The organism is Entomoplasma ellychniae, from assembly GCF_002930155.1.
In the GTDB taxonomy this organism is placed as follows: Bacteria; Bacillota_I; Bacilli_A; order Mycoplasmatales; family Mycoplasmataceae; genus Entomoplasma; species Entomoplasma ellychniae.
On sequence record NZ_PHND01000001.1, the window covers coordinates 268,678 to 281,110 of the forward strand.

A 12,433-nucleotide genomic window follows, 5' to 3' on the forward strand; every position below is an offset into this window, starting at 1 on the left:
TTATTTACTAATGTTTTATATTAATAATTAAAAACCAGTAAATTTTCAAGACGTCTAATATCTTTAAAAAATTATTTCAATTATGTAAAATAGAAGTAATTTTTTAGAAAGCTCAACTCATCAAGGATTTCTTTTAATCACCTTTATAACATTAATATTACATAATATTTTTAAATCAACCAACACAAAAGGAAAAAGGTTACTTAAGTTGTGTCGAATTGTCGAATTGTAAGTGATAATGTCTCAATGAATTAGAAAGTAAAAATGTCTTAAAGCCTCAAAATTATATTTGAGGTGATGAAATGAGAACAAAGTTAGACTAGATCAAAAGAATGCATTTGAAGTTATTGAACAAGTAGTGAAGGGCAAGATTACAAAATAAAAGCAGCAATCATACTTAATTGCACAATAAGAACGATCAATAAAAAAATAATAAGATATAAATAAAATGGTATAAAAGGTTTTATTCATAAAAACTGTAATAAAAAATCTAATAACCAACACCTAAAGTTGTAGTTAACAAAATTTTAAAACTAAGATATTAAATTTAATATGATTTTAGTTATATACATTTTTGAGAAAAATTAATTCAAGATCACGATATTAAGATTTCTTATAAAATATTAATTTTTATTCTTGAAAAACAATATATTATTTCACCTTTTTCACACCGTTCAACTAGAAAGAAAATCGTCTCCATGATATAGAACAATAAATTTACGAAAAATATTTTAAATAAATAATAAAAACTCAATTTTATGACTGTGCTTTTATCAATATTGTTAATTTTTATTTAATACTTACTTTTTTGGTATCCCTACAAGTCTATTATTTTTTTTATTTCAAAAACTTATATTAATAATAATTAACATTATAGTAAAATTATATTAATAGAAATGATTTGTGATGAGATATAAGGACTTAAAAATTGATGGTCAAAAAGTTATTTTAAATAATAAACAAAGTATTTTTTTTGATACTAACAGTATTCAAAAAAATATTTCAGAAATTAAATTTCCTGTTTTGATTGTTGATACAGAATTTTTTAACAGAAGTCATGACTGAGAAAAAACAGAACCACATTTATATGATGAACAAAATAAAGACCAAGTTTATTTAATAAATTATTCATTCGCTAAATCTTTTAAAGAAATAGAAATTAGAAATAATTTTAAATCTATAAACAATTTATCCATTAAAAGAAAACCAAATGATCTTAATTATGATTTTAAAAAACAACATGATTCAATGTTTGCAAGTTTTATGAGCATGTGTTTTAATAAAAATATTAAAACAGTAATTTTTGCAGGACAAGATAATGACAAAAAAATATTAGAGAATTGAATTAATTCACATAAATCATTATTTCATAATAGAAAAAGTGATTTATTTATTTTGAATAAAGAAACAAATACTTATAAATTAAATAGTTTTGATATTTATGACTTATTAGAACAAACCTTAAGTTTTACTAACTTTGACAGTGAAGGTAATAAATTTTATAATGAAAACAATTTAAAAAACGGTCAAAAGGAACAAACCATAGCTCTTCGTAGTTTGAAAAAATTTTTTAATTACACTAGAAAATTGCATACTAATGTTGATTTTGAAGAAGAAGATATAACATTTTTATGTACAAAAGCCTTAAAGTTTTATTCATTAAAAGAGTTGGATGAAAAACAACATGCATATTTGTCAAAATTTATAAAAGATGTCAAAAAACATTGTTATAATGATGTTTTAAAAATTTTATTGTTGATAAAATTTATTAATTACATATATTGAAAGATTGTGGAGAAAAAAGATGAATAATTGCATAGGATGTGGAATTTTTAAACAAATAGAAGATCAAAATAACCCAGGTTATGCTGCTAAAATAGATAATCCTTATTGTTTAAGATGCTTTAAAATTAAAAACTACAACGAACTTATTGCTCAAGAAATAAAAGCAAGTGACTTTATTGAAAAATTAAAAGAAGTTATTAAATCAGAAAAACAAACAACAGAGTTTTACTATATATTGGACATTTATGACTTAAATGCTTCAAGAATTATAGAATTAGAAGAATTATTGAGCAAATTTAAAGTAATTATTATTATAAATAAAATTGATCTGTTACCCAAATCTGTAAAATTAAGTAAAATAGCAAAATATATAACTGAACTTTTTGCAAAAACAAGTTTAAAAAAATGTGACATTATTTTAATGACCACAACTAAAAAGAATTTTGTTAATTCACTTTTAAATAAAGTAAAAAAAACACAAACAGTTAAATATTTTATAGGTTCTTCAAATGTTGGTAAATCATCAATCATTAACGCTATAATGACTGCTAATAATTTAATCCCTCAAGTTTTAGTTTCTAATTATTTTAATACAACACTAGAATTTATAGATATTAAGTTAGATAGTCAGACTAAACTAATTGATACACCAGGAATAAGCAGGCAAAATTCTATAGCTAATTTAACAACTAATAAGCAACAAAAACATATGTATTTTACAAAAGAATTAAAGCAAATAACGTATCAATTAAATAGTAACAATTCAATATTTTATGAAGCTTTATGTTGATTTGACTTTTTATCAGAAAAGGAAATAGAAAATAGTTTTCATGTTTATACAAATAAAGATATTAAAACACATAGAACCAGCTTTAAAAATAGTTTAAACTATTATGAAAAAAATAAATTTTTACTAGATTTAAATATTAAAAATAAAAATATTAGTAAGTACGAATTTTTATTTGATAAAAAAACATTTAATAAAGAATATGATATTGTGATTTCAGGACTAGGTTGAATTAGTTTTAAAGTAACTAAAGAATTTAAAATCGTGGTTAATATTCCAACAGATAACAATAAAGTTGATGTTATATTAAGAAGATCCATCATTTAATAGGTTAAAATACTTATATTAGGGGGTTTAAATGAAAGATACAATTAACATGTCAATGGGTGAAATTATAGCCAATATTAATGAATTAGTTGCAATAAAAAAGACTAGAGAATTAACAAAAGAAGAAAATATTTTTAGAGAAGCTTTAAAAAAGGTTTATATAAGCAATTTTAGAGCAGGATTAGAACAACAAATATTAAATACTAAAGTTGTAAATAAAAAAGGAGAAGATATAACTCCAAAAAAAATTAAAGAGGTAAGAAATGAACATAAATAAAAACAACCATAATTTAAATGCTTTAAGAATTTTAGGTGTTGAAGCTATTAATAAAGCAAATTCAGGTCATCCTGGTATAGTTTTGGGAGCAGCACCTATAGTTTATACATTGTTCAATAAAATTATGAAACATAACCCAAAAAACCCCAACTGATTTGATCGTGATAGATTTATTTTATCAGCTGGTCATGGTAGTGGTTTATTATATTCTGCTTTACATTTAGCTGGTTATGATGTGAGTATTAATGATCTTAAAAAATTTAGACAGTTAAATTCAAAAACTCCTGGTCATCCTGAATCTCATTTAACACAAGGTGTTGAAGTAACAACTGGTCCATTAGGGCAAGGAATAGCGATGGGAGTTGGTTTTGCAGTGGCTGAAGCGCATTTAGCAAGTATTTTTAATAAAAATAATGATTTAATTAACCATAATACATTTGTACTATGCGGAGATGGAGATTTACAAGAAGGTGTTTCTTATGAAAGTATTTCATTTGCGGGTAGACAAAAATTAAACAAGTTAATTTTAATACATGATTCAAACGACATTCAATTAGACACAGAAGTCAAAGCAGTTCAATCAGAAGATTTACATTTAAGATTTAAATCATGTGGGTGAGATACTTTTAAAATTGAAGATGGTGAAGATTTAGAATTGATAGAATCAACTATATTAAAAGCACAATCAAGTGATAAACCATCATATATTGAAGTTAAAACGATTATTGGAATTGGTGCTACAAATCAAGGAACAACTGGAGTTCATGGTGCACCAGTTGGAAATGATATTTTAAATGTAAAATCTTATTTTGGATGAAACGAAGAAGAATTTGTTATTCCAAAAGATGTTTATAAACATTGAGAGCAAAATTGTATTATTAAAAATGAAATAATTGAAAAAGAATGAATTAAAAAATTAAGTTTATTAGACAAAGAATTGTTACTAAAATTTAATAAACACTTAAATAACGAAATTAATTTTGATTTCATGTCACTGTTAAATGAAATGCCTTTAAAAAATGAAGCAACTAGAGTAAGCAGTGGAAACATTTTTGATAAAATAAATAACTCACAAACAAATTTAATTGGAGGTAGTGCTGATTTAGTTGGTTCGACTAAAATTAAAGGTGCTGATGGTATATTTGATATTAATAATCGTAGTGGACGTAATATTTTGTATGGTGTAAGAGAGTTTGCTATGGGAGGTATTAATAATGGTATTTATAAACATGGAGGTTTAATTCCATTTGCTTCAGGATTTTTTGTATTTGCTGATTATATGAAACCAGCAATAAGATTAGCATCAATTATGGAAAATAAAACTTTATTTATTTTTACACATGATTCAATTGCTGTTGGTGAAGATGGACCTACTCATCAACCAGTCGAACAATTAGCAATGATTAGAAGTATTCCAAACCATATGTTATTTAGACCATGTGATTATGCTGAAACTTTAGCAAGTTATGAATACATGCTAAATAAGTTAAAAAAAACACCTTCAAGTTTGATCCTTACAAGACAAGATTTAAAACAGCTACCTCACAATAATGTATTTGAAGAAGTTTCTAAAGGTGCCTACATAATTAAAGATGAAAAAGATGCACAAATTACTTTAATAGCTACTGGTAGTGAAGTTGAATTAGCAATTAGTGTTAGTGAATTATTAGATGAACAAAATTTTAAAACAAAGGTTGTATCAATGCCTTCAACTAATTTATTTGATCAACAATCTCAAACATATAAAGATTCAATAATTGACAAAAACACTTTAAGAATTTCAATTGAAATGGGAACTACTTATGGGTGAGATAAGTATACAGGAGATAATGGATTAAATTTTGGAATTGATAAGTTTGGAGCTAGTGCTCCAGCTATTGATGTAATTAAAGAATATGGGTTTACAAAAGAACAAATTTTTAATACAATTATAAAAGTAATTAGAAAAGAGAAATAAAATATGATTCTAGCATCAACATTTTCAAGTGGAGCTTTAGCAGGGATGTTAATTGGAGTTATTGTCGGGGCTATAATTATTGGAATCATTATTGGTTTTTTTATAACAAGAGCTATGGTAAGAAAACAAATTAAAGACAATCCACCAGTAACAGAAAAACAAATTAGAGCAATGTATATGAGTATGGGCAGAAAACCCAGTGAAGCTGATATAAAAAGAACAATGCGTTCAATGCAGCAAGCTAAAAAATAAAGGCAGTAAGTTTTATTTGGGGAGGTCCGAAAAAGTGGGCAATCCCACTTTTTTTATTTGTTAATTGACATAGATATAGTGTCTTCTAATTTTGTATACATGCAAAATACTTCTTGTGTGCATTTTAATATTCAATATTGAGTGGGCTTTTCTATATATATTTATGTTTATTTATATCTATGTTAATTAAACTAAACAATATTCTAAAGAAAGGATAAATTAAAATAGCTGATGTTGAGAAAGTTGTGAGTCATATTAAAAATAAAACTGATATAAATGAAGTTAATCAAGAGTTGATAAAAGTTAAAGTTGATGGTATTAAAAAGCTTGAAGCTTTTGAACTTGAAAATAATAAAACAGATTTTACAATAAAAATTAGTGTTGTTGAAGGCAAAACAATTGATAGTGATAATTTTATTTTGACTAAAGCTATAATTGATAATCCAATTGTTCCAGAAGGTGAATATGTAATAAGTTTTGAAGAATATATAAAAAATTTCCCAGTAACACCGGTTCTGAACAAGAATTTCAGGTGATTGAAATATTAGCTACTGGGATACAACTAATGATGCTTGATTTAAGGGATGAACAAATAAGAAAATTAAAACATGATTTGTTGAAGAATGCATAGACCCAAATTGACCATGAGATAAGGGAATAGCAGGGGTTGCTTCAATTGAAAAATTTCATGGTGTTTTTCCTGATAAAAATTTATTTCCTGAGGGTCTTGGACATTTTGACAACCTTTTAGAATTTAAATCTTCAGATATCTATGAAACAGCAGAAAAATTAGATAAACCATCAATGTTAAACGGAAAACCAATAACAGAAGTGGACAGGTATTATGAAGTTTCTATCACAACTACAGCTGTAAATTATTTAAAAGAAGCTAATAAAAAACAATTATTAAATTATTTTAATGTAGGTAGTGAAGCTGTTAATGAATTTAATGAAGGGTTTAATATAGTTGGATCAATAAAAATAAATTTTGTAATATTTAGATAAAAAAACAACACAACAACATTTTTATATGTTAATATTAATTTATCAAAGAATACTTTGAGATCAAGACTCGCATGCAAATGCAGGAAAAAAGGAACCCACGGGTTCTTTTTTTATAAGAATATTAATTAAGAAAGAAATAATGATGATACACGAAAAAGAAATTTGATTAGGTTTTTCAGAAAGCCCTGCTGACTACTTTGATGATTCATTATCATTTAAAGAAGCAAGACCTTTTATAATCACTAAAGTTTATTCTGGCACAAGTTTAATTAGAGTAACAGAAGCATCAACAAATTTGAAACAAAAATATATCATTGATGTAGAATTAAATTCCGGCAAAGTTTTACAATTTGATAAGTATTCAAGTTATATAATTAATGTTAAAAGTTTAAAACAAAAGTTGAAACCACTTATTGGACCAACCTTTGATAAAAAGTATAAATATATTAAAAGATAAGATCGTCAAATTATTCATTTAATCAAATTCAAAATAAAGTTAATTGCTTAAGTTGAATCTCCCCCTACAAAAAAGTTATGAACCTTTTTTTATTCAAATCCTTGACAACCATTAATATCTAAAAATGCCTTATATCCTAACTCTAATGCGTGCTCATAAGTAGCTTTAACACAAACTTCCAAAGCTACACCAACAATGGTTAATTCTTCTATATTATTTTTTTTTAAGAATTCATCTAGAAAGTTTGAATTGCCTTTTTCATCATAAAAAGCACTATAACTTTCAGCATCTTTTTTAGTCCCTTTAATTATTATCTTATCCATTAAATTCTCATCAATATAAAGATCACAACCTTTAGTACCATTTAAACAATGTTCACCTCATTGCTTGAATGAATAATGATCAATTGGGTGATTATCTTTTGTTGCTATAACTAAATTACTATTATCTTTAAATTCTTTAATCAATTTTAAAATATATTCTTTTTTTGTTTCAGCATGTTTTACATATAATTTACCATTAGGATCAACAAAGTCATACTGGTAATCGACTATTATCAAAGCTTTATTTATAAATCCGTTTTCTTTAACTGATTTTTGTTTAATTGGAAAAATCCTTTGTTCTGTACCATTTTTTAATCTTTTCATATTTGGTATATGTCTAATAGCTAAAATTACTATTCCTATCAATATACATATTTGAGCAGTTACAATACCATCAGCAAATTCTTTGTTAGATGTTAGTGTGTGCAATCAATTGTTAAACGAAAACATTCATAATCCATTTGCTCAAGTTTCTTTAAAACCTTCATATCCATTTCATTGATAAACAAAATTATTTGTTCCATATATTCAGGGAAAAAACATTAGTATAAGAATAAAAAAAGTAGCTATAATCGATGACAAACTAACTTTACCTGTTGATAAAGCGACTATTCATCAAATAATAAAAAAACACAAAAATAATGATGGAGAAACAACAAGTATTAGCCCACAAAAACAACTAACAGCTTTTCCCCCTTTAAATTTAAATCAAATTGGTCAACAATGCCCAATTATTGCAAATACACATGGTATAAAATAACTTGTTTGTGAAAACAATTCACTCGGAATACAACTTAATCCAAATGCAACAAACGCTGTAATAACTACTTTAAAACCATCCAATAAAGCAACAACTAAAGCTCATCTTTTCCCCAATGCTCTTAAAGTATTTGTAGCACCAGGGTTGTTAGATCCAAAATCGTATATATTTATATTCCTAACTCATTTTGAAATATGTACTGATCAAAGCACACTACCATATAAATAACCAAATATTGATGCAAGAATAATTCCTAAATAAAACATAAATTATTACTCCTTTTAAGATTATCAATTTATATTATAACAATTTAAGTTAAAAATTTGTGTTATTATCTTTTTATATGAAAACCTTGGGAGAATAAAAAATGGATATTAAATTCAACAAAAATGAAAATTTAACTATTGAACAATTACAACTTCAAAATGAAAAATTAAAAGAACAACATAAAGTATTAGAAACACAAATTAAAGCAGTTGAAAAAAAAGTTATAGGTTTTTTATGATTATTTTGATTTATTCCAATTCTTGGGTGAGTTGTATATACAGTTATTTATTCTAAAAGAAAACAGTCTCCAGAATACTTAAAAGTTATGTTACCAATTAAAGAAGAAATAACAATAAATGAATTGCAAGTTATGCATAATAATATTTTAATAGAAAAAAAAGATATACAGTAATAACTGTGTATCTTTTTATTAATTTTTTAAATTTATTCAAAGCAAATTTAGCTTTTTTGATAAAATTTAATGTATAGAATTAATTAATAAAGTTGGAGTTAGTAATATTAATTTTAATGTTAAAAAAGGGAAAATTGTTGGTTTTATTGGAGACAGTGGTGCTGGTAAAACTACAACAATAAAATTAATATTTGGTGAACATTTAAAAGATTCAGGTAATGTTCTGTTAAAAGGAAAAGAAGTTTCTCCAAATTTTGGCTTAAAAGATATAGCATTTTTCCAGATCAAAATAATTTTCCTAAAAATTTTAATATAGTTGAGTTTACAATTTATTCTGCAGAATTAAAAAATATAAGCAAATGTATTACTTTAAGGTATTTAGACAAATACATCGAAGCTTTAAATTTAAAAGATTTTAAAAATAACAAATTTAGTGAATTATCTGCTGGTATGCAAAAAAGAACACTTCTTTTATCTGCATTAGTAACTAATCCAAAAATTACAGTATTGGATGAACCAACAGCTAATTTAGATGTAAAATCAAGATTAGATTTTATGAATATTTTAAAAGACTTATCTGTTAAATATCAAAAAACTATCATTATTACTTAACATAACATTGATGAATTAAATCACATTATTGATAGAGCCGTAATCATTAAAAAAATGACGAAAAAGGTCAAGTAGTTTACAACAAAAAATTAGATTCAAAAACATTAAGCATTAATTTTGAAAAAATAAGCGCAATTAAAAAAGAAAAGTATGTTAATATATTAAACATACAGGGAATCTTTATAACAATTGAAATGAAAGTTTTACTGTTAGAAAGGATTACATTATGAAAAAATTATTAGCAGTTAGCTCGACAATTTTAATGGCTGTTACCGGAACTTTAGCATTAACAGCAAGTTCCTTCGTAACTCGAACTTCATCAAGAACACCAAATGATGAAATAAACTCCTTTAATAAAGTTATAAGTAGTCAAATGAACTACTCACAAGAATCCGCCAAAGATGGGGAAATAGAACAAATTTTATTTGTTAACAATAAAGAAATGATTTTAGAAAAATTAGAAATGAGTAAAGAATTAGACGGCTTATTTTGTAATTTTGTTCAAAATGAACAAGAAAGTGTTTCTGAAATAGTTGACAATGATTATATTATAGAATATGCAAAAAATGAGTCTCGAAAAATTCTTGATCATTTCAAGGGTGAAAATATTAATTTTTCTGCTCTTATTAATTATTTACAAACAACAGTTACTGAATTTGGAAGAACATATAATTTGTATATAAATGGTATTAAAGGTGTTAATGCGCTTCCAAACCATAAATTAAATAAAATTGCTTTTGAACCAACCCTTGGTGGTGGTATTGGTGGTGGACATATTAGTCCGCCTTACACACCAACAGATAGCTTGGAAGGAATCCACAAATTAGTGAAAGAACTTAAAATTGTAAAAACTGCCCTTGTTACGGCCTCTGCTGCAGCTGCTATTGCTGCTGCTGGATTTTATGCAGCAGCTGTTGTAAGTTTTGGTATATCAGTAAATTGAGCTATTGGTTGTACTGCAATTAGCGCTGCTACCGCAGCTGCAGTAGAAGGATTTTTAGCATTAGCCTTAGTAAAATATGATGAAAGCATGAGCAATATTAAAAAAGGCGCATCTGCTATTGCTGCAACTTTGTCAATCGGGCGTGTTTTAGGGAGCACAACGAAAACAATACCGATGACTGCATCACTTTCTCTTACTCCAATATCTTGAGAATTTCCACCTTTTTTGGCTCTTATTGGTACAATAGCAGCAGTAATAGAATTAATAGATGTAGTTGTAAGAGGATAATATTTATGATGACTTGAGATATATATGCATGTCTGATTTTTGCATTCATTGCTTTAGCGGTTGGTTTTCCTCTCGCGGCGCATGTAGCATACATAGCTACATGAAAATATAAATACTTATATATTACTATGAGTTTTGGTCAAAAAATAAATATAAATGAGTTTCCAGTTCTTTTAAAGGAGAAGCAGAAGAATGTTATATTAAATATTTTAAAGAAAATAATGAGGTGTTAGAATATCAAAAAATTATTTTATATGATATAAGTCTAAAAAAGTTTCTTGACGTAACAAATCACTTCAAAATTATCAAAAAAAATAAAGAGAAAAATTCAAACGGTTGTTTTAAAAAATGATCCATATAAAGAACTTAGACTTTTCTTACGTTATTTAAGAGCTTATGGACTTTTTATTCAACAAATCCGCAATGATTGTATATTTAAAATAATCATTGACCATAAAAATATTGATTTTAATGATTTGCAATTTATTTTGATAAATAACTTCCAATCTATGCTTAAATCATAATACGCACCAGTTTGGAGGAAAAAATTTTCAACAGGTTATTAAATACTTGGCTACTAAAGTTCTTTAACATCTTTAAGTATTACATAAAATGAAATTAAGACACTATTTCTCTTATATATAATTTTCTAAGTATAAAAAAATGTCTTAATATACGGACAATGAATATGTTTTGAACATAATTTTGAAGTATACAAAATGTTTTTTATAAAATATAGGTCATTTCACTTTTGAAATGACTTTTTGTTTGATTTTAATAATCACAAGCTGGTAGTTTTTTTAGATTTAACCCTAATTTTAGTGTAATTATAATAATTTATATAGTTATCTATTAATTTACAAACTTCTTCAAAAGTACTTTTTTCTAAAACTTCTGGGCATTCAGTTTTTAACTGCGAAAAGAAAGTTTCACATGCCGCATTGTCTAAAAAACAACCTGGATTTGACAAAGAAATAGTTAAGTTATTATTTTTTGCAAATCTTTTATGCTCAAATTGAGGTGTATTGAACACCATTATCTGAATGTGTTATTTTTGGTTCTAAAGGATTATAAAATCTTTTTGCATTTTTTCATGTATCTTGATAAATTTGATTGTTGTTGAATTTTGAAACATTATGTCCAACAATAAAACCAGTGGCAACATCTTTTAAGACACTTAAGTAAACAAACTTTTTGTTGCATTGTATATAACAAACATCAGTCACTCATAATTGATCTTTTTTGTAACTAGCCCAATTTCTATTAACAAAATTTTAAACTTACGATTCATGTTTTTTATTTCTTTAGGTTTATTTTTAAACTTTTAATTCTTCACTTGAAACAGATTTAAAAGTTTCATGTATCTGTAAACTTTAGAATAACTAGCTGTTACTCTAAAGTTTTCTAAATAAATTTGTGTTCTTTGATATTCATATTTAGCATTGTTTTCATAAAAAACACTTTTAAATTGCTTAGCAAATGATTTATCAAATTTAATTTGAAAATCTGGAATATCTTTTTTAATATATAAATAATAAGTTCTTCTTGTAATTTTAAGTACAGAATATATTTGGTATATTTTATATTTCTTTTTTAGTGATTTTCTCATCAGTTCATCAATCTTTTTTAAAATATCATTTTCCATATTAGATTGTTTAAGTTGTTTTTTTAAAATAACTATTTCTTTATCTTTTGAATTATGTGAGTTGATGAAAGGTTTAATTTACTAGTTTGACTTTTTAAAGAATCAAGTCGATAAACTTCATAATCTAAACATCACTTTCTAATTGCGGAATATGACACTTTGTATTTTTTTTGATAATTGACCAAAAGACATTTCATTTTGTAAATGATCTTTTAATATTATTTCTTTTTGTTGAGCTGACAAGATAATTGATTTATTGGCTTTGATATTTGACATAATAAAAATTCTCCTTATATACAATTGTAATAATAAAATGTTTTTTATCATTTTGTATAC

At 25.2% G+C, this 12,433-nt stretch carries 15 protein-coding genes and 2 pseudogenes; 11 read left to right on the forward strand and 6 right to left on the reverse strand.

What is annotated here, in order from left to right:
* Nucleotides 1-906: 906 nt before the first annotated feature.
* From EELLY_RS01185 to EELLY_RS01225, 8 genes are all read left to right on the forward strand, one after another.
* Nucleotides 907-1,812, forward strand: coding sequence for a hypothetical protein (locus EELLY_RS01185; protein ID WP_104205691.1), 906 nt, complete (start codon nucleotides 907-909; stop codon nucleotides 1,810-1,812).
* Nucleotides 1,805-2,899 carry a ribosome biogenesis GTPase YqeH gene (yqeH, locus tag EELLY_RS01190; RefSeq protein ID WP_104205692.1) on the forward strand — a complete coding sequence of 365 codons (1,095 nt, stop codon included), beginning with the start codon at nucleotides 1,805-1,807 and terminating at the stop codon, nucleotides 2,897-2,899. The genes EELLY_RS01185 and yqeH overlap by 8 nt, the downstream gene beginning before the upstream one ends.
* Before the next feature lie 31 nt (nucleotides 2,900-2,930).
* Nucleotides 2,931-3,176 (forward strand): DUF896 domain-containing protein, encoded by a 246-nt coding sequence (locus EELLY_RS01195; protein ID WP_219818097.1) that lies wholly within the window; start codon nucleotides 2,931-2,933, stop codon nucleotides 3,174-3,176.
* Nucleotides 3,163-5,133: a transketolase gene (gene tkt / locus EELLY_RS01200; RefSeq protein ID WP_104205693.1), complete on the forward strand. Its 1,971-nt coding sequence runs from the start codon at nucleotides 3,163-3,165 to the stop codon at nucleotides 5,131-5,133. The genes EELLY_RS01195 and tkt overlap by 14 nt, the downstream gene beginning before the upstream one ends.
* A 3-nt stretch (nucleotides 5,134-5,136) precedes the next feature.
* Nucleotides 5,137-5,385 (forward strand): YneF family protein, encoded by a 249-nt coding sequence (locus EELLY_RS01205; protein WP_104205694.1) that lies wholly within the window; start codon nucleotides 5,137-5,139, stop codon nucleotides 5,383-5,385.
* Between the two features lie 245 nt (nucleotides 5,386-5,630).
* Complete coding sequence (locus EELLY_RS01210; protein WP_104205695.1) at nucleotides 5,631-5,933, forward strand: hypothetical protein; 303 nt, start codon at nucleotides 5,631-5,633, stop codon at nucleotides 5,931-5,933.
* A gap of 256 nt (nucleotides 5,934-6,189) precedes the next feature.
* Entirely contained in the window at nucleotides 6,190-6,390 is a 201-nt protein-coding gene (locus EELLY_RS01220) for a hypothetical protein (protein WP_104205697.1), read from the forward strand.
* A 25-nt stretch (nucleotides 6,391-6,415) separates the two neighbouring features.
* Nucleotides 6,416-6,847, forward strand: coding sequence for a hypothetical protein (locus tag EELLY_RS01225; RefSeq protein ID WP_104205698.1), 432 nt, complete (start codon nucleotides 6,416-6,418; stop codon nucleotides 6,845-6,847).
* An 89-nt stretch (nucleotides 6,848-6,936) separates the two neighbouring features.
* Here EELLY_RS01225 and EELLY_RS04385 read toward each other — a convergent pair whose 3' ends face one another.
* Nucleotides 6,937-7,407 (reverse strand): isochorismatase family protein, encoded by a 471-nt coding sequence (locus EELLY_RS04385; protein WP_407643903.1) that lies wholly within the window; start codon nucleotides 7,405-7,407, stop codon nucleotides 6,937-6,939.
* A gap of 24 nt (nucleotides 7,408-7,431) precedes the next feature.
* Nucleotides 7,432-8,196: pseudogene (plsY, locus tag EELLY_RS04390) on the reverse strand (glycerol-3-phosphate 1-O-acyltransferase PlsY); the annotation flags it as partial.
* Between the two features lie 101 nt (nucleotides 8,197-8,297).
* On the opposite strand from plsY, the gene EELLY_RS01240 reads away from it, so the two are divergent.
* The 3 genes and pseudogenes from EELLY_RS01240 (at nucleotide 8,298) to EELLY_RS01255 (ending at nucleotide 10,452) form a co-directional block, all read left to right on the forward strand.
* A complete protein-coding gene (locus tag EELLY_RS01240) occupies nucleotides 8,298-8,609 on the forward strand; it encodes a hypothetical protein (protein ID WP_104205699.1) in 312 nt (103 codons plus the stop codon).
* A 145-nt stretch (nucleotides 8,610-8,754) separates the two neighbouring features.
* Nucleotides 8,755-9,221, forward strand: a pseudogene (locus EELLY_RS01250) (ATP-binding cassette domain-containing protein).
* 226 nt (nucleotides 9,222-9,447) lie between these two features.
* Complete coding sequence (locus tag EELLY_RS01255; protein ID WP_104205701.1) at nucleotides 9,448-10,452, forward strand: hypothetical protein; 1,005 nt, start codon at nucleotides 9,448-9,450, stop codon at nucleotides 10,450-10,452.
* A gap of 649 nt (nucleotides 10,453-11,101) precedes the next feature.
* Here the strand turns inward: EELLY_RS01255 and EELLY_RS04395 are convergent.
* The 4 genes from EELLY_RS04395 to EELLY_RS04160 form a co-directional block, all read right to left on the reverse strand.
* Nucleotides 11,102-11,488 carry an IS3 family transposase gene (locus EELLY_RS04395; protein ID WP_104205703.1) on the reverse strand — a complete coding sequence of 129 codons (387 nt, stop codon included), beginning with the start codon at nucleotides 11,486-11,488 and terminating at the stop codon, nucleotides 11,102-11,104.
* Complete coding sequence (locus tag EELLY_RS01270) at nucleotides 11,457-11,678, reverse strand: DDE-type integrase/transposase/recombinase (protein WP_104205704.1); 222 nt, start codon at nucleotides 11,676-11,678, stop codon at nucleotides 11,457-11,459. The genes EELLY_RS04395 and EELLY_RS01270 overlap by 32 nt, the downstream gene beginning before the upstream one ends.
* 98 nt (nucleotides 11,679-11,776) lie before the next feature.
* Nucleotides 11,777-12,061 carry a hypothetical protein gene (locus tag EELLY_RS01275; RefSeq protein WP_146063616.1) on the reverse strand — a complete coding sequence of 95 codons (285 nt, stop codon included), beginning with the start codon at nucleotides 12,059-12,061 and terminating at the stop codon, nucleotides 11,777-11,779.
* Between the two features lie 174 nt (nucleotides 12,062-12,235).
* Entirely contained in the window at nucleotides 12,236-12,373 is a 138-nt protein-coding gene (locus EELLY_RS04160; RefSeq protein ID WP_181021034.1) for a hypothetical protein, read from the reverse strand.
* Between the last annotated feature and the right edge of the window lie 60 nt (nucleotides 12,374-12,433).